Origin of the sequence: Humibacter ginsenosidimutans, assembly GCF_007859675.1 — a bacterium.
Taxonomy (GTDB): Bacteria; Actinomycetota; Actinomycetes; order Actinomycetales; family Microbacteriaceae; genus Humibacter; species Humibacter ginsenosidimutans.
Genome location: NZ_CP042305.1, coordinates 3,948,967 through 3,966,325, shown reverse-complemented (window position 1 = coordinate 3,966,325; position 17,359 = coordinate 3,948,967). Strand labels below are relative to the sequence as shown.

13 protein-coding genes are annotated in these 17,359 nt (G+C 69.1%); 7 read left to right on the top strand and 6 right to left on the bottom strand.

What is annotated here, in order from left to right:
- Positions 1-6: 6 nt before the first annotated feature.
- Positions 7-1,632: an acyl-CoA carboxylase subunit beta gene (locus tag FPZ11_RS18110; RefSeq protein ID WP_146322993.1), complete on the top strand. Its 1,626-nt coding sequence runs from the start codon at positions 7-9 to the stop codon at positions 1,630-1,632.
- Positions 1,633-1,685: 53 nt separating this feature from the next.
- On the top strand, positions 1,686-1,922 hold the full coding sequence (locus FPZ11_RS18105; RefSeq protein ID WP_146322410.1) for an acyl-CoA carboxylase epsilon subunit: 237 nt from the start codon (positions 1,686-1,688) through the stop codon (positions 1,920-1,922).
- 330 nt (positions 1,923-2,252) lie between these two features.
- Here the strand turns inward: FPZ11_RS18105 and FPZ11_RS18100 are convergent, their stop codons facing one another.
- From FPZ11_RS18100 to FPZ11_RS18085, 4 genes are all read right to left on the bottom strand, one after another.
- A complete protein-coding gene (locus FPZ11_RS18100; RefSeq protein WP_146322409.1) occupies positions 2,253-3,350 on the bottom strand; it encodes a hypothetical protein in 1,098 nt (365 codons plus the stop codon).
- On the bottom strand, positions 3,347-4,588 hold the full coding sequence (locus FPZ11_RS18095) for a sensor histidine kinase (protein WP_146322408.1): 1,242 nt from the start codon (positions 4,586-4,588) through the stop codon (positions 3,347-3,349). The genes FPZ11_RS18100 and FPZ11_RS18095 overlap by 4 nt, the downstream gene beginning before the upstream one ends.
- Positions 4,575-5,252: a response regulator transcription factor gene (locus FPZ11_RS18090; RefSeq protein ID WP_146322992.1), complete on the bottom strand. Its 678-nt coding sequence runs from the start codon at positions 5,250-5,252 to the stop codon at positions 4,575-4,577. The genes FPZ11_RS18095 and FPZ11_RS18090 overlap by 14 nt, the downstream gene beginning before the upstream one ends.
- Before the next feature lie 124 nt (positions 5,253-5,376).
- Positions 5,377-6,720: a class I SAM-dependent RNA methyltransferase gene (locus tag FPZ11_RS18085; RefSeq protein WP_146322407.1), complete on the bottom strand. Its 1,344-nt coding sequence runs from the start codon at positions 6,718-6,720 to the stop codon at positions 5,377-5,379.
- A 138-nt stretch (positions 6,721-6,858) separates the two neighbouring features.
- Here FPZ11_RS18085 and FPZ11_RS18080 point away from each other — a divergent pair, with 138 nt between their 5' ends.
- The 3 genes from FPZ11_RS18080 to FPZ11_RS18070 all read left to right on the top strand — a co-directional run bounded on the left by FPZ11_RS18080 (position 6,859) and on the right by FPZ11_RS18070 (position 10,986).
- Positions 6,859-8,460 (top strand): LCP family glycopolymer transferase, encoded by a 1,602-nt coding sequence (locus FPZ11_RS18080; RefSeq protein WP_246846395.1) that lies wholly within the window; start codon positions 6,859-6,861, stop codon positions 8,458-8,460.
- Between the two features lie 25 nt (positions 8,461-8,485).
- A complete protein-coding gene (locus FPZ11_RS18075) occupies positions 8,486-9,121 on the top strand; it encodes a Maf family protein (RefSeq protein WP_146322406.1) in 636 nt (211 codons plus the stop codon).
- 74 nt (positions 9,122-9,195) lie between these two features.
- Positions 9,196-10,986: an acetyl/propionyl/methylcrotonyl-CoA carboxylase subunit alpha gene (locus FPZ11_RS18070; RefSeq protein ID WP_437438607.1), complete on the top strand. Its 1,791-nt coding sequence runs from the start codon at positions 9,196-9,198 to the stop codon at positions 10,984-10,986.
- Positions 10,987-11,145: 159 nt separating this feature from the next.
- On the opposite strand, the gene FPZ11_RS18065 is transcribed toward FPZ11_RS18070, so the two are convergent.
- Positions 11,146-12,837, bottom strand: a complete 1,692-nt coding sequence (locus FPZ11_RS18065; protein ID WP_146322404.1) for an APC family permease — start codon at positions 12,835-12,837, stop codon at positions 11,146-11,148.
- A gap of 281 nt (positions 12,838-13,118) precedes the next feature.
- Positions 13,119-14,552, bottom strand: a complete 1,434-nt coding sequence (locus FPZ11_RS18060) for an NAD(P)H-quinone dehydrogenase (RefSeq protein WP_146322403.1) — start codon at positions 14,550-14,552, stop codon at positions 13,119-13,121.
- Between the two features lie 196 nt (positions 14,553-14,748).
- Between FPZ11_RS18060 and FPZ11_RS18055 the strand changes: the two genes are divergently transcribed.
- Entirely contained in the window at positions 14,749-15,585 is an 837-nt protein-coding gene (locus FPZ11_RS18055; protein ID WP_146322402.1) for a purine-nucleoside phosphorylase, read from the top strand.
- A complete protein-coding gene (locus tag FPZ11_RS18050; RefSeq protein WP_246846393.1) occupies positions 15,582-17,315 on the top strand; it encodes a phospho-sugar mutase in 1,734 nt (577 codons plus the stop codon). The genes FPZ11_RS18055 and FPZ11_RS18050 overlap by 4 nt, the downstream gene beginning before the upstream one ends.
- The last annotated feature ends 44 nt before the right edge of the window (positions 17,316-17,359 follow it).

Genomic DNA, 17,359 nt, shown 5'->3' with positions numbered 1-17,359 from the left:
ACCGACATCTCCACCTCCGACGCCACCGGTGCCGCCGAGGCCACGGCCGACTCCGCACCTGACACGACCACAGCCGGTCGCATCGCCGACCTGAAGGCTCGCTACCACGAAGCCGTGACGGCGAGCGGCCAGGCCGCCATCGAGAAGCAGCACGCCAAGGGCAAGCTGACGGCGCGCGAGCGCATCGACCTGCTGCTCGACCCCGGCTCGTTCGTCGAGTTCGACGAGTTCGTGCGCCACCGCACGCACGCGTTCGGCATGGAGAACAAGCGTCCATACGGCGACGCCGTCGTGACGGGCGTCGGCACCATCCACGGCCGCCAGGTCGCCGTCTTCAGCCAGGACTTCACCATCTTCGGCGGGTCTCTCGGCGAGGTCGCCGGAGAGAAGATCATCAAGGTCATGGACCACGCGCTGAAGACGGGTGTGCCGATGATCGGCATCCTCGACTCCGGCGGCGCGCGCATCCAGGAGGGCGTCGTCGCGCTGGGCAAGTACGGCGAGATCTTCCGGCGCAACACGCAGGCGTCCGGGGTCATCCCACAGCTGTCCATCGTGATGGGGCCGGCAGCAGGCGGCGCCGTGTACTCCCCCGCGCTCACCGACTTCGTGATCATGGTCGACAAGTCGAGCCACATGTTCGTCACCGGCCCCGACGTGATCAAGACCGTCACGGGCGAAGACGTCGGCTTCGAGGAGCTCGGCGGTGCGCTCACGCACAACAAGATCTCCGGTGTGAGCCACTACCTCGCCTCCGACGAGCAGGATGCCCTCGACTACGCCCGCGCGCTGGTCAGCTTCCTGCCCGACAACAACCTCACCGACCCGCCGGTCTACGAGGCCGAGGCGGAGCTCGAGATCACGGATGCCGACCGCAAGCTCAACGAGATCATCCCCGACTCCCCGAATCAGCCCTACGACGTGACGACGATCATCGAGCACATCGTCGACGACGGGGACTTCCTCGAGGTGCAACCGCTGTTCGCACCGAACATCGTGATCGGGTTCGCCCGTGTCGAGGGCCGTTCGGTGGGCATCATCGCGAACCAGCCGAACGCGATGGCGGGCACGCTCAACATCGACGCAGGTGAGAAGGCCGCCCGCTTCGTGCGCTTCTGCGATTCCTTCTCCATCCCGATCCTCACCCTCGTCGACGTGCCCGGTTATCTGCCCGGCACCGACCAGGAGTGGACGGGCGTCATTCGTCGCGGGGCCAAGCTGCTGTACGCGTACGCCGAGGCGACCGTTCCGCTGGTCACGGTGATCACGCGCAAGGCCTACGGCGGCGCCTACATCGTGATGGGCTCCAAGCAGCTCGGCGCCGACATCAACCTCGCCTGGCCGACGGCAGAGATCGCGGTGATGGGCGGCCAGGGCGCGGTGAACATCCTGTACCGCGGCGAGATCAAGCGCGCTGAGGAGGCAGGCGAAGACGTGGCCGCCGTGCGCACGCAGCTCGCCAACGAATACCTCTACAACGTGGCCTCACCGTTCCTCGCCGCCGAGCGCGGCGAGCTCGACGGCGTGATCGAGCCGGCCGCCACGCGCATCTCCGTCATCAAGTCACTGCGTGCCCTGCGCACGAAGCGAGCCACGCAGCCGCCGAAGAAGCACGGGAACATCCCGCTGTGACACCGGCATACGTTCAAGCGCCCACCGCGTCGCGAGGCTGAGGGGAGGCATCCATGGCCAAGCACAGTTCGGAGCCCGAGGTGGATGCCTCGCAGCTCGTCTTCCACACCCGCCATCTCTCCGAGGACGAGATCGCGGCCGTCACAGCGGTGATCACGGCCGCGCTGCGCGAGCAGGCGTCGCGCGAGGAGCCCACAGAGGATGCCGCGCCGTCAGCATGGCAGCGCGGCCGCCGCAACCTGCGCATGCCGCTGACGCGCGGAGCGGGTGCCTGGCGCAGCTGGGGCTGATCCCCGGCCATCCGCCGCCACGGACGGCAGCCCCGAGGTGTCTGCGAGACACGAAGGGTCGAGCCGGAAGCGAGGCCGTACCCCGAAAAGGACAGTCTGCCTCGAGTGAGCAACCGGTTGCCGTGGGAATTGTCCCCCGATTGTCCCCCTAAATGACGACTTTTCCCCTTGCGGAGGTCAGGTCATTATTGATGTTGCTAGGTGTCTCTCATCTGAGATTCACCGCCATTCATTCGCCGACTAGGGTAAGCGGGCGAGTGTTTTGGGGGCGAGTCGGGGCGATATTCGGGTTGTCGCCCCGACTCGGGGTCTTCCGAAGGGGGCCGGTCTTCACGACCGGCCCCCTTCGATGTCTCCGGTCACTTCTGGACTGCGCCGCGGGATCTCCAGCCACAGTTCGACCTCGTCGTCAGCACCCTCGGACTCGGCGGCCGCTTCATCGAGAGCATCGCGAGGGCGAGCCGCGTCGTGCGTGCCGGTACCCGGACCGCCGCCGGTGCGCAGCCCCACGACCGTGACGGCCACCGGAGAGCCGCTTTCGACGGTGCGCACGATGAGCTTGTCCGCTCTCGAGCGCTCGAGCGCTTGGGCGAGGCTCGAGTGGATGCGCTGAAGGTCGTCGTCGTGGGTCTCGTCGAGTCCCCCGTCGTCGAGCAACACGACCGTGGCCCCGCGTCTGCGCGCCTGCATCACGCGATCGCGCACGGCGTCGTCGAGCAGGGAACGCCCGCGGATGTCGTCGCGCATCGACGCCTCCAGCAGCAGGCACTCCGCGCGTTCGTCTGGGGTGAGCATCCCACCGCGCTCGGCGATGCTGATCAGCAACGGCGCCGCCCTGCGATACGTCTCATCGAGACGGCGCTGACGTTCGATGACGTGCGCCTCCTGCTCGGCGTGCCACTCGACGACCTGGCGTTCGGCGCGGGCGAACCGCGTGGCATCCCGCGTCATCGCCCCGAGCGCCCTGGTCACGACCGCCGCCGCCACCACCCACACCACGCTGCCAATCACACCGTAGGTGCCGAGAGCGATCACGCCCGCGAAGGCGATGGTGTGCACCACGAGGAACGCGATGCCGAACCAGGCGAAGATGTTGCCCCGACGCACCACGACGATCGTCAGCAGAGTTCCGATCGCGGCGACGTACCAGGTGGCGTAGCCCGTCTCTTCGTGCGTGTCGAGCTGGCTCGCGACCAGAACGGGGACGGCGATCGAGACGGCGAGGTCGAACGCCGCGATCCAGGTGGCGAGCACGAGCCGGCGCACATCGGCCAGCGACAGCACCGTGGCCACCGCGTAGAAGCAGAGCGCGACGATCACCGGCGCGGGGTGCGCGTAGAGCCCCATCGACGTGATGCCGAGCACCACGTGATACGCGGAGAACAGGGCGGCGAGCACGACCATCACGCCGCGCGAAACGGTGATCATTGCTGGTCCGCCTCGTCGTCGGGCAGCCAGCTGAGCCGCACGGTCGTTCCGCGTCCCGGTTTCGAGTCGATGGATGCCTCGCCCCCGGCGAGCGCCACCCGCTCGCGAATCGAGACCTCGAGCCCGAGTCGCTCCGGAGGTATCGACGCGATGTCGAATCCGCTCCCGTCGTCGGAGACCACGACCACGACTCCCCCGCCGTCGGTGGCCTCGACCCGCAGGCTGCGCCGCACGAGCACGCCGCCAGCGTGCTGTGCGCTGTTCACCATGGCCTGCACGGTCGCCGAGTACAGCGCCTCCGCGACGCTCACCGGAATGAGCGCGTCGACGGTCGCCCTCGGCACGATCGAGAAGGGCACGGTGAACGACCGGGCCGCCGAGATGATGCGGTCGCGCAGCCGGTCGACGGGAATCGCGTCGAGTGAGCGACCGGGGTTGGCGAGCGGAGCCGACGAGTCGAGGTGGCCAAGGGCATCCCGTGCCATCGACGAGGCGATGGCCATGGCCTCCGGGGTCCTGGCGTGCGCGGCGGAGAGAAGCGTCGTGAGCACGCTGTCGTGCACGATGGCATCCACCTCGACGCGCTCGGCCTCGAGCGCGTGAGCCCGCACCGCCACCTCGTAGCGCTCGAGCGCGGCCGCCTGACTGACGTCCACCTGCGTGGCCGCCTGCCTGAGCATGGTGACGATCGCGAGCAGGATGGAGGCGAAGATCACGGCGTAGAGCGCGTCGAGCACGGCGATCTTCTCTGCGACGGCGCCGGAGGTGAGCACGAGCACCACGGCGTAGAGCGCGGGCGCGAGGATCGTGTACACCGCGGCCCACACGAACGGCATGGCGATCGCCGCGCACGCCGTCGCGACCGTGAGCAAGAACCACAGCCATGGCCGAGTGTCGTCGAAATAGGTGGTGTCGGTGATTCCGCCGTCCCAGAACGCGAGCGCCACGAGGTAGCCGACGCAGAATGTGATCGCGGCAGAGCGCACGGTGCGCCCGACGATCGAGGCCACACCCAACCACGCCAACGAGGCGAACAGCACGGCCGCCACCGTCACGGTGTACACCGTGCCCAGGTGGCGGGACTGCACGATGATCTCCGGGATCACCTGCAACCCGAAGACCCAGCTGAACCCGGCGACGGCCCGGGCTGCGAGTCGCTCGACCCGTGCCCTGGTCAGCGGGTTGGCCGTGGCGACCGGTCTCGGCCCGGGCGCGGCCCCGAGGTCAGCGCTTGCCATCCGAAGCGCCGGGCAACGCCGTTCCGTCGGGGGCGAGACCTGGCAGGATGCCGTCTTCGACCGCCCGGCGCAGCAGGTCGACCTTGGTCGGCGCCGGCCGTCCGACCTCCACGTACTTCGTGCGCACGCGATCCAGGTATTCGCGCGCCGTCGAGTGCGCCACGCCGAGCTGCTCGGCGACGGCCTTCAGCGGCAGACCGGAGGCGTAGAGGTGCAGCACGTCGCGTTCCCGACGACCGAGCTGGGCTTTGGTGAACTCGCTGTCCGCGTCGATGGCGCTCGCCCAATCGAGGTTGTTGAGCACCTCGCCGGCAGAGACGAGCTTGATGGCCGCAATCAACGATGTGGTGGGCGACGACTTCGGGATGACCCCTGCCGCACCCGCCGCGAGCGCCTCGCGCACACTGGCGACCTGGTCGGCGATGCTGTGCACGAGCACGCCTGCACCGGTCGCCTGCACGCGCTTGACGTTCTCCGTGATGCTCGAGCCGTCACCGAGCGACAGATCGAGCACGACGACATCGCAACCGGAGTCGGGCATCGAGTCGAGCACGGCACTGACGGTGGCGCCTGCGGCCACCACGTCGTACCCGGCGTCCCGGCACGCGGCCTGGAGACCGAGACGAACCGATTCGTGATCGTCGACGATCCCCACCCGCACCATGGACTTCATGCTAGCGAGCCGATGGCCCGGCACCGTCGGGACATCCCCCGGAGTGGGCCAACGGGGCGTGACGGACGCCGGGTGCGCCGCGAGGAAGGCCCGGGAAAGCCCCTGCGCCTGCGCCTCAGTCGGCGCGCACCAGCGAAGCCACCATCTCCACGTGGTGGGTGTGCGGGAACAGGTCCAACGCCCTTGCCCCTGCAAGCTCGTATCCGCGCTCCCGAAGCCAGCCGAGGTCGCGGGCGAAGGCGACCGGGTCGCACGCCACGTAGACGAGCTGGGCAGGCGCGAGACCGGCCAGCAGCTCAACGGTTTCGCGGCCGGCTCCGCTGCGAGGCGGATCGAGCACCACCGTGCCAGCTCGAAGGCGGGCGCGCTCTCCTGCACTCGACCGCGTCGCGAGGTCGCGCAGGTAGTGCTCGACCCTCGCCGTGACGGTCTGCGCACCGATCCAGTCGGCCAGGTTCGCCGCGGCGTGATCGGTGGTGTTCTCGTCGGACTCCACACTCGTGATGCGCGTTGTGGGACCGAAGCGGTCGCCGATGGCGGCGGCGAGCAGCCCCACGCCGCCGTACAGGTCGAGGTTGAAGGCCCTTGGGTCGAAGAGCGAGTCGTCGACCGCACCCTGCACCGCGGCGGTCAGCACCTCCGGCGCCTTGCGGTGCACCTGCCAGAAGCCCGTCGCCTCCAGCGCGAACCGGCGATCGCCGACGCGCTCGTGGATGACCAGGGGGCGCCTGCCCGCCTGGCCGTCGGCATCCCGTCTGGTCACCGAGACGAAGCCCTCGCTCGTCACCGTGACGTCGATCGAGCCGGAGCGGGTCTGCTGCTCGCCCAGCGGCGCCGCACGCTCGACCGCATCGATCGCCAGCGGCAGGTCGTCGACCGGCACGACCCGGTGCGATCTGGCGGCGAACGGTCCGATGGCGCCCGCGTCGTCCACCTGCAGGCGGACCCTGCTGCGCCAGCGGATGCCGCCGCGCTCGTCGTCACCCGGCGCCGGCTCGACCACGGACGTGTCTTCGACACCGGCCATGCGATGCAGTGCGTCGGCGATCACGTCGTGCTTGAGCGTGCGCTGGTGGCCGAGCTCGATGTGCCCGAATTCGGCACCTCCCGCCCGTTCTGCAGGATCGCGCTCGACGGAAGCGGCGCTCCACACGTGCTCGCGCCTGTGCTCGGATGGCTGCAGCACGCGCACCGTCTCGGCCCGCCAGAACCGATCGTGACGGGTGTCGGAAACCCGCGCGAGCACCCGCTCGCCCGGCATCGTGTCGCTGACGAACACGACACGGCCCTCGTGCCTGGCGACGAAGACGCCACCGTGCGCGACCGAGGCGACATCGAGCTCGAGCTCGATCGGGTCGTGCTCCGCGGCAGGAGCCGACCCGGTGCGGCGGCCCGGTGCCTGAGTGCGGCGGTGACCGCCTCCTGAGCGTTGCGGACGGGGGCGGGGTGATCGGGGCATCCCTCGATCGTCCCATACCCCGTTCCGAGACTCCTGGTGGGATGCCGCGCCGCGGTGCCGCTTCGAGTGCGCTCACCCTCGCACACGCGTTGCCCAGCCCGAGCCCGTAACGTCGGCTCTCTTGCGAGGGGAGACGGCGTGACCTACTACAAGCACGGACGGCCCATCGATCCGGCGAAGATCGCACGAGTGGCTCCGAAGGACGACGCACCCCCGAACTCCTCGACGGAGCGCAAGGCCCCTGCACCCCACCGGCCGGCGCGGGTCCAGCACGGGCACGACGATGCGACGATTCCCGAGCGGCGCCTGACCCGACAGAGTGGTGGCGACCACGACGCACCGACTCATGACCCCGATCCGTATGCCTACCTTCCGCGGTACAAGGGCAGACCCGTTGCAGACGAACCGACGGCGCGCCGCAGCGCGCCGGAGCCGTCGGCAGGGGGTGGCGCCGGCTCGAAGACACCGCCGCCCCGTGTGCCATCGGATGCGCGAAGGCGCCGATTCCGACGCCGCCGCATCATCCTGGGCATCGCCGTGGTCGTCGTCGTCGCGTTGATCGGCAGCGGCATCTTCGTGTTCTCGCAGCTGCAGCAGCTCAACTCGGGCCTGCACCGCTCCGACCTCGCGGCCGTGGCCGGAGTGCCGCAGAACACGAGCGGCACGAACATCCTCGTGATGGGCCTGGACAGCAGGCTCGACGAAGACGGCAACCCGTTGCCCGCCGACGTCTACAACGCCCTGCACGCCGGCACCGCCGACGATGGCGGCTACAACACGAATGTGCTGATCTACATCCACATTCCCGACGGCGGAGGGCATCCGGTCGGCATCTCCATTCCGCGCGACGACTGGGTGGCGCTGCCCGGATCGCCGGACGGCGAGTCGTACGGCAAGATCAAGCAGGCCTACGGACTGCAGCTCGATCAGACCCTGACACACCTGGTGCAGACCCAGCCGACACTGTCGCACGCCGAGGCCTATCAGCAGGCACGGGCGGCGGCACGGCAAGAAGAGGTCGCCACGGTCTCGCAGTTCCTGCACCAGCCGATCGACCACTTCGTCGAGGTGACGATGGGTGCCTTCTACCAGCTCGCCGAGGCCGTGCAGCCGATCGAGGTGTGCCTGAACGAGGCCACGGCGGACAGCTACTCGGGAGCGAACTTCGTCAAGGGATACCAGGAGCTCTCGGCGGCGCAGGCCGTCGCGTTCGTGCGGCAGCGACGCGACACCACGTCGTCGTCGGTGAATCTCACCGATCTCGACAGGGAGCGCAGGCAGCAGGCGTTCATCATCTCCCTGGCGAACAAGCTGAAGAGCGAGAACCTCTTCGCGAAGTTCGGGGTCATGGAGAAGATGCTCGGCGCCGTGAAGAGCGACATCGCCGTCGACAAGGGTCTCGACCTGCTGAGCTTCGCGTCGGACGCTCAACGCTTCGGCGGAGGGGGCGTCAGCTTCGAGACGCTGCCGATCGACTCGTTCGGGGTGGAGGACGGCCAAGACGTCAACCTCGTCGACCTCGCCACGGTGCGCAGCACGGCCGCTCAGCTGATCGCCGCAGCGGATGCCGCCGCGAAGTCCACGCCGTCCTCGACCGCCCACGCGTCGGCCGGATCGTCGAAGTCCGGTTCCGGCACGTCGTCGAATGCGTCGACCAAGCCCGGCGCCACCCCCGCACCGAGCGACTCCTTCGGCACGAACGGCGTGATGTCGTCGTCGTCCATTCCCTGCGTGAACTGAGTTGCGTCGCGACAGAATGGCAGGCATGCGCCTTTACCTCGCCTCCACCTCTCCCGCCCGGCTCACGCTGTTGCGTTCGGCCGGCGTCGAGCCGATGACCATCGCGCCCGGCGTCGACGAGCCGGCGGCCGTGGCGCGGGCCGAAGCGGAGCGCGGGCCGCTGCCCACCGCGGAGATCGTCCAACTGCTCGCACAGGCGAAGGCGGAGGCGGTGGTCGGAGCCCGCATCGCAGGCGAGCCGATCGACGGGCTCATCCTCGGTGGAGACTCCGCGTTCGAGGTCGACGGGGTGACGTACGGCAAGCCGCACGAGGCATCCCTGGCGCGCGAGCGCTGGCACCTGCAGCGCGGCCGCACGGGCGTGCTGCACTCCGGGCACTGGCTGATCGACCACACCGGCGGCGCAGCGCGCGCCGCCGTCGGCGCGGTGGCCGAGGCGTCCGTGACATTCGCCGACGACCTCGACGACACGGAGATCGACGCGTACATCGCCACCGGGGAGCCGTTGGAGGTGGCGGGGGCGTTCACGATCGACAGCCTCGGCGGCCCGTTCATCACCAGGGTCGACGGAGACCCGAGCACGGTCGTCGGGCTCTCGCTGTCGACGCTGCGCTCGCTGGTCAAGCGGCTGGGCTACGAATGGACCGACCTCTGGAGCTGAACGGGCGAAGGATGCCGTTGTAGGCATCCGAAAGCTGCCGGGGCCAGGTTTGTGCGCACCATTCAAAAGCGTGCATGCATGCGTCAATAGGCTTGAACACTGTGCCCCACATCTCCAAGGTTCTGATCGCCAACCGCGGCGAGATCGCCGTTCGCGTCATTCGAGCGGCGCGTGACAGCGGGATCGCCTCCGTCGCCGTCTATGCGGACCAGGACCGCGACGCCGTGCACGCCCGCCTCGCCGACGAGGCGTACGGACTCGACGGCGCGACGAGCGCCGACACCTACCTCTCGATCGAGAAGCTGCTGTCGGTGTGCCGCAGGTCGGGCGCCGACGCCGTGCACCCCGGCTACGGGTTCCTCGCCGAGAACGCCGACTTCGCACGCGCCGTCATCGACGCCGGCCTGATCTGGATCGGACCGAGCCCGGACGCCATCGAGCGGCTCGGCGACAAGGTCTCGGCCCGCCACGTGGCCGAGAAGGTCGGGGCACCTCTCGCCCCCGGCACGCTGAACCCCGTGGCAGACGCCGACGAGGTGCTCGAGTTCGTCGATCAGTACGGACTGCCGGTCGCCATCAAGGCGGCGTTCGGCGGCGGAGGCCGCGGCCTCAAGGTCGCCCGCGAGCGCGACGAGGTCGCCGAGCTCTTCGAGTCGGCCACGCGCGAGGCCATCGCCGCGTTCGGCCGCGGCGAGTGCTTCGTGGAGAAGTACCTCGACAAGCCGCGTCACGTCGAGACGCAGTGCCTCGCGGATTCCCACGGCAACGTCGTCGTGGTCTCCACCCGCGACTGCTCCCTCCAGCGCCGTCACCAGAAACTCGTCGAGGAGGCGCCTGCACCGTTCATCACCGACGAGCAGCGCGAGCAGCTCTACACCTCGTCGAAGGCCATCCTCAAGGAGGTCGGATACCTCGGGGCCGGCACCTGCGAGTTCTTGATCGGGCAGGACGGCACCGTCTCGTTCCTCGAGGTGAACACCAGGCTGCAGGTCGAACACTGCGTCTCCGAAGAGGTCACCGGAATCGATCTTGTGCGCGAGCAGTTCCGCATCGCGGAGGGCGGCGTGCTCGACTACGACGACCCGGCGCCGCGTGCTCACTCGTTCGAGTTCCGCATCAACGGCGAGGACCCGGGCCGGGGCTTCCTGCCCGCCCCCGGTCCCGTGCACGTGTTCAAGCCGGCCTCCGGCCCCGGCGTGCGCGTCGACTCCGGCGTGCAGGCGGGTGACGTCATCTCCGGTGCGTTCGACTCGCTGCTCGCGAAGCTCGTCGTCACAGGCTCCAGCCGCGAGGAGGCGCTCGAGCGCTCGCGTCGTGCGCTCGACGAGTTCGAGGTGGCCGGGCTTCCGACGGTGCTGCCGTTCCACCGCGCGATCGTGCGCGACCCGGCCTTCGCGCCCGAGCACGGGCATCCCTTCAGCGTGTACACGCGCTGGATCGAGACGGAGTTCGTCAACGAGCTCGAGCCGTGGAGCGGCGAGGCCGAGGACCAGCCAGAGGCGGAGGCGCGGCACAGCGTCGTCGTTGAGGTGGGCGGCAAGCGCGTCGAGGTCAGCCTGCCGACGAAGCTGCTGATCGCGGGCGGACCAGCTGCGGCTGTCGGGCACGCGCCGAAGCGCAAGTCAGCGACGAGCTCGGTGACGACGACGAGCGGCGACTCCGTCACGGCGCCCATGCAGGCGACGGTCGTCAAGCTCGCCGTGGGCGAGGGCGACCAGGTGGTGAAGGGCGACCTCATCCTGGTGCTCGAGGCCATGAAGATGGAGCAGCCGCTCACGGCGCACAAGGACGGCACCGTGGCCGACGTGAACGCCCAGGTCGGCGCCACCGTCTCCAGCGGGCACCTGTTGCTCAACATCGTCTGACAGGCGGGCCGGAACGCGACCGGCCGTCACCTGTTCGACGGCCCGAACCGCGCTGGTACGCAGACACGGGAGGGCGACACCATAGGGTGTCGCCCTCCCGTGTCTGCGCCGTACGCTTCCCTACGCCGTGCGCTGCGGCCGACCCGGTCGCATCAGTCGTCAGTCGATCGCGCCGCCCGCGAGGGTCTCCTCTTCGATCTCGGACTCGTGCGCGGCATCCTCGATGTACTGCTCGATCTTCTGCGTCGGCAGCGTGATCTTGACGGCGATGATGTAGATCACGATCGTGATCACCAGGTTGATCAGGAACACCCAGAAGAACATCTTCGGGTGGCTGGTCGGGTCGAACAGCCAGCTCACGAGCGTCATCAGGATGAGCCACGGGATGACCCAGAACGCGCTCGCCTTGAAGTCGAGCTTCGGGCGGTTCGGCCGCTTGCGCGTCGACAGCTCGTAGATCACGAGGAACACGTAGCCGATGAGGATGGAGATCATCAGCTTCTGGTTCGTGGCCCAGCCGGCCCAGTACACGATCATGTTCGTGCAATAGAACGCCAGGAACGGGATGACGTCGCCGAAGGGGAGCTTGAACGGCCGCGCGTGCTCGGGCAGCTTGCGGCGCATCACGGCCAGCACGAGCGGGCCCGTGCCGAACGAGAGCACGGTCGCGCTCGTGATGAACCCGACCAGCTGCTGCCAGCTGGGGAAGGGGAGCAGCAGGACGATGCTCACCAGGAACGACAGCAGAAGGCTCCACACCGGCACCCCGTGCTTGTTGTTCGTGGCCAGCCACCGCGGGCCGTTGCCGTTGCGCCCGACCGCATACGAGACGCGCGAGGTCACCGTGGTGTAGATGAGTCCGGTGTCGAGCGGCGAGATGATGGCGTCGAAGTAGAGGATGTACGCCAGCCAGCCGAGCCCGGCGATGGTGGCCAGAGCGGCCAGCGGCCCGAAGTCGTTCTTGAAGGCGAGGCCCATCCAGCCGCCCTCGTGCTGCAGCGCGGAGGCCGGGACCATCATGGTGAACGCCACCTGCAGCAGCGCGTACAGGATGGCCGTGATGCCCACGGAGCCGATCACCGCGAACGGGATGTTGCGCTTCGGGTTCGTGGTCTCGCCCGCGAGCTCGATGCCCTGCCGGAAGCCGAGGAACGAGAACGTGATGCCCGCCGTCGCGATGCAGACGAAGACGGCGGCGAACCCCTTCGGCGCGAAGCCGTGCGAGGTGAAGTTGCCGATCGACTGCGAGGCCGTGGTGGCCAGCGCGGTGATGATGAAGACCACGATCACGAGGCAGATCACGAAGACCTTCCACCACACGATCACGGTGTTGACCTGCGCGAACAGCCGGACGCCGAAGTAGTTGATCACCCCGAACACCGCGAGCAGGATGACGGCCACCACCATGCCCAGCGGCGTGAGCACGTGAGCGGATGCGCCGCTGTCCTTCTCGAGCACGGTGAACGGCGCGTACTTGGTGCCGTACGTCAGCGCGCCCTCGACCTCGATGGCGGGAACGGCCGCCGAGGCGATCCAGGTGATCCACCCCATCGTGAAACTGCCGAACGAGCCCCACACCATGTGCGGGTAGCGCACCACGCCGCCCGAGATGGGGAACATCGGCCCGAGTTCCGCGTAGCAGAGCGCGATCAGCAGGATCATCACGCCGGCGATGAGCCAGGAGAAGATCGCGGCGGGCCCGGCGATTGCGGAGGCGTTGAACGCGCCGAACAGCCATCCCGATCCGATGATGGAGCCGATCGCAGCGAACAGCAGGCCGATCGGGCCGACATGTCGCTTGAGTTTCACCTCCACCGGCTTGGGTTTCGGCTGGTTCAACGTGCTCGACATCGTCGTCTCCTCACTGGCGGATCCGTCCCGGATTGCGCGTGGGGCGCGTTGCAGCTGTGCAAGCGCCCCCAGCCGGACGCTACTCCCGGCGCGCGGCACGTCAGGCGGACCTGTCAGTCTTCTCAGGCTGCCGGTCTTCTCAGACGAGGCGGGTTCCGAAGACCGGAGCGATCGCGCTCTCGCACTGCACACCGAAGAAATACACCGGTGCTCGGCGCCATCTCCGGTGTTCGGAACAGCGGAGCGATCGCGCCCAGGCAGCTAGAGCGCGATGTGCGCCGCTAGAGCACGATGTGCATGGCGCGCGCGGCGTCGGTGATGGAGTTCGACAGCGACGGGTAGACCGAGAACGCGCGGGCGACCTGGTCGACGGTGAGGCGATGCTCCACGGCCAGCGCGACGGGCAGAATCAGCTCGCTCGCCCGCGGAGCCACGATCACCCCGCCGATGACCGTTCCGCTGCCGGTGCGGGCGAACAGCTTGACGAAGCCGTCCTTGATGCCCTGCATCTTGGCGCGCGGATTCGACTTGAGCGCAAGCTTGTAGATGTCGCCCTGGGCGAGGCCTTCCTCGATCTCGCGCTGGTTCCAGCCGACCGTGGCGATCTCGGGCGAGGTGAAGATGTTGGATGCCACGTTGCGCAGCTCGATCGGGGTCACCGAGTCGCCGAGCGCGTGGAAGATGGCGGTGCGCCCCTGCATGGAGGCGACGGAGGCCAGCGGCAGCACGTTCGAGCAGTCGCCAGCGGCGTAGATGCTCGGCATCGATGTACGGGCGACGCGATTGACGCGGATGTGGCCGCTCGGGGTGAGCTGCACACCGGCATCCTCGAGCCCGATGCCCGCCGTGTTGGGAATGGAGCCGACGGCGAGCAGGCAGTGCGAGCCCTCGACCGTGCGTCCGTCGCTGAGCGTGGCGACCACGCCGTTCTCGGTGCGTTCCACCGACTCGGCACGGGACTTGGAGAGCACGGTCATGCCGTTGCGCTTGAAGACCTTCTCGAGCACGGTGGCGGCGTCGGCGTCTTCGCCTGGCAGCACCCGGTCGCGGCTGGAGATGAGAGTGACCTTCGCGCCCAGGTACGTGTAGGCGCTGGCGAACTCGGCACCGGTGACGCCGGATCCCACGACGATGAGGTGCTCCGGCACCGTGCTCAGCCCGTAGAGCTGGGTCCAGGTGAGGATGCGCTCCCCGTCGGGCATCGCCGTCGGCAGCAGTCGAGGGCTGGCACCGACCGCGATCACCATGGTGTCGGCCTCGACGCGATCGAAGTCGGTGCCGTTGTCCTTCGACGTGGAGACGATGAGGGCGTTCGGCCCGTCGAAACGTCCCTCTCCGGTGACGATGCGCACACCGGCGTGCACGAGCTCGCTGCGCATGTCCTCCGACTGCTGGCGTGCCAGCCCGAGCAGACGCTTGTTCACGGCGGAGAGGTTGACCGCCACCTCGGGCCGGATGGGCTTGCCCGTCTCTGTGCGACCGAAGAACTGCACGCCGAGATCGGCGGCCTCGCCGATGGCCCGCGTGGCATCCGCGGTGGCGATGAGCGTCTTCGACGGCACGACGTCGGTCATCACCGCGGCGCCGCCGACGCCCGCGCGCTCGACGAGCGTGACCTCGGCCCCGAGCTGCGCCCCGGCGAGTGCTGCTTCGTAGCCGCCGGGACCGCCCCCGAGTACGGCGATGGATTGCTTGCGCTCGAACTCGAAGGCCATGGCATCCATTTTATTCGTACGCCCGTCCCCGCCGTGCGTACCGCTCTCGACTGCACGCACGGTTGCGACCGATGCGCCCTCACGGCGCCGCAACGGCGAGTGTGTCGCGTTCCCGACATGGCAGACCGCCCCGTCGGCCGCTGCGCCGATGAGCGGTGATGGGAATCACGGCAGGCCGCTGCCTAGAGTGGTGGTCATGGCATCCGACGACGCAGCGAATCCCTTCGACGACAGCGCCGCCGATCCGTTCGAGATCGCGCGCATCGCGGCCGAACAGATCGCCGAGCGCACCGGCATCGAGCGCCACGACATCGCGCTGACGCTGGGCAGCGGCTGGGGCAAGGCGGCCGACCTCATCGGCGAGACTGTCGCGACGGTGCCGGCCACGGACATCCTCGGATTCAGCGCTCCTGCTGTGCCGGGGCACGTCGGGACGATCCGTTCGGTTCGACTGGCGAACGGCAAGCACGCGCTCGTGCTCGGCGCTCGCACGCACTTCTACGAGGGCCGGGGTGTGCGTCCCGTCGTGCACGGCGTGCGCACCGCCGCCGCGGCGGGCGCCACGGTCATGATCCTCACGAACGGCGCGGGCGGCATCAAGCAGACCTGGGGTCCCGGAACGCCTGTGCTGATCAGCGACCACATCAACCTCACGGCGGCATCCCCCCTCGAGGGCGCGACGTTCATCGACCTCACCGATCTCTACTCGCGCCGGCTGCGCGAGCTGGCGCGCGAGGTGGATGCCTCCCTCGACGAGGGCGTGTACGTGCAGTTCCGCGGTCCCCACTACGAGACGCCGGCCGAGGTGCAGATGGCGAAGACGATAGGCGGCCACATCGTGGGCATGTCGACCTCGCTGGAGGCGATCGCCGCACGCCAGTCGGGCATGGAGGTGCTCGGCATGTCGTTGATCACCAACCTGGCCGCCGGCATCTCCGACCAGCCGCTCAGCCACGCCGAGGTCATCGAGGCCGGCCGCCAGGCGGAGCCGGTGATCAGCGCGCTGCTCGCCCGCATCGTGGAGAAGCTGTGAGCGCCGCGCCGCTGTCCGACGCCGAGGTCGTCGCCGCGGCGCGGGCCTGGATCCCGGACGATCCGGATGCCGAGACACGCGCCGAACTGCAGGCCATCGTCGACGAGGCCGTCGCCGGATCCGGCGAGGCCGTCGCCGACCTGCACTCGAGGTTCGACACCCGGCTCGCGTTCGGCACCGCGGGACTGCGCGGGGAGATCGCCGCGGGGCCCAACCGCATGAACCGCGTGCTCGTGGCGCAGGCCGCAGCGGGGCTCGCGGCATACCTGGTCGAGCAGGCAGCGGAATCCGGCGTCACGCCCTCGGTCGTGATCGGCTACGACGGACGCACGAACTCGCAGGTGTTCGCACGCGACACCGCTGAGGTGATGGCGGGGGCAGGGGTGCGGGCCGTGCTGCTGCCGCGGCTGCTGCCGACGCCAGTGCTCGCGTTCGCGGTGCGGCACCTGAAGGCGTCGGCCGGGGTGATGGTGACGGCGAGCCACAATCCGGCCCGCGACAACGGCTACAAGGTGTATCTCGGCGGTGCGGACGAGGGATCGCAGATCGTGCCACCGGCCGATGGACTCATCGCTGCGCACATCGACGAGGTGGCGCGCGGAGCCGTCTCCGACCTGCCACGATCCGACGACTACGAGATCGCAGAGGAGTCGCTCGTCGACGCGTACGTCGCGGCGACCGCCGCCGTGGCTGGGCACGGGACCACCCGAACCGCGGGCGCGGACCACGGCTCAGGGCTGCGGGTCGTCTACACGGCGATGCACGGGGTCGGCTGGCAGACGGCGAGCGCCGTCTTCGCCGCCGCCGGGCTGTCCGTCCCCGTCTCCGTGCCCGAGCAGCAGGAGCCCGATCCCGACTTCCCGACCGTCTCGTTCCCCAACCCGGAGGAGCCCGGCGCCCTCGACCTCGCATTCGCGCTCGCACGCGAGGCGGGCGCACAGCTCGTGATCGCGAACGACCCCGACGCCGACCGGCTGGCCATCGGCATTCCCGACGAGTCGTCGGCCGAGGGGTTCCGGCGGTTGAGCGGCAACGAGGTGGGCATGCTGCTCGGGTGGACCGCTGCGGAGCTCGCGGCCGAGAGCGGTCTCGACGGGGCGTTGGCGGCATCCATCGTCTCCTCGCCCGCGTTGAAGGCCGTGGCGGATGCCCACGGTCTGCGATTCGCCGAGACCCTCACCGGATTCAAGTGGGTCAGCCGTGTGCCCGGACTGCTCTTCGGCTACGAGGAGGCTCTCGGCTACCTCGTGAATCCGCAGACCGTGCGCGACAAGGACGGCATCTCGGCCGCGACGTTCGCCCTCGCGCTCGCGCAGCGGCTGCACGCCGAGGGCCGCACCATCGCGGACCGGCTCGACGAGTTCACCGAGCGATTCGGTGCGTACGCGTCGGATCAGATCTCCATCAGGGTGACCGATCTCGACCGCATCTCACGCATCATGGCGGCGCTGCGCGCCGAGCCGCCAGCACACGTCGGCGACGCCGTGGTCGTGCGCATCGACGATCTGCGCGAAGGCTCTGCCACGCTGCCGCCCAGCGACGTGCTGCGCATCGTGCTCGACGACGGCTCGCGCGTGATGGTGCGCCCCAGCGGCACGGAGCCCAAGCTCAAGATCTACATCGACGCATTCGACGACGGCGACACGGATGCCGCCGCTCGCCGCGCCGCAGCGCAGTCCCGTGCCGACGCGGTCGGCGCCGCGATGCGCGTGCTGACCGACGCCGTGTAGCGGCCGCGCCGCTCCACGGGAACACGCACTCTCGGCGAGCGAAA

Bases quoted from the DNA above. Each gene is read 5' to 3' on its own strand.
- FPZ11_RS18095 (WP_146322408.1), bottom strand. From the start codon at position 4,588: ATGGCAAGCGCTGACCTCGGGGCCGCGCCCGGGCCGAGACCGGTCGCC.
- FPZ11_RS18070 (WP_437438607.1), top strand. From the start codon at position 9,196: ATGCATGCGTCAATAGGCTTGAACACTGTGCCCCACATCTCCAAGGTT.
- FPZ11_RS18055 (WP_146322402.1), top strand. From the start codon at position 14,749: ATGGCATCCGACGACGCAGCGAATCCCTTCGACGACAGCGCCGCCGAT.
- FPZ11_RS18060 (WP_146322403.1), bottom strand. From the start codon at position 14,552: ATGGCCTTCGAGTTCGAGCGCAAGCAATCCATCGCCGTACTCGGGGGC.
- FPZ11_RS18065 (WP_146322404.1), bottom strand. From the start codon at position 12,837: ATGTCGAGCACGTTGAACCAGCCGAAACCCAAGCCGGTGGAGGTGAAA.
- FPZ11_RS18100 (WP_146322409.1), bottom strand. From the start codon at position 3,350: ATGATCACCGTTTCGCGCGGCGTGATGGTCGTGCTCGCCGCCCTGTTC.
- FPZ11_RS18090 (WP_146322992.1), bottom strand. From the start codon at position 5,252: ATGGTGCGGGTGGGGATCGTCGACGATCACGAATCGGTTCGTCTCGGT.
- FPZ11_RS18085 (WP_146322407.1), bottom strand. From the start codon at position 6,720: ATGCCCCGATCACCCCGCCCCCGTCCGCAACGCTCAGGAGGCGGTCAC.
- FPZ11_RS18105 (WP_146322410.1), top strand. From the start codon at position 1,686: ATGGCCAAGCACAGTTCGGAGCCCGAGGTGGATGCCTCGCAGCTCGTC.
- FPZ11_RS18075 (WP_146322406.1), top strand. From the start codon at position 8,486: ATGCGCCTTTACCTCGCCTCCACCTCTCCCGCCCGGCTCACGCTGTTG.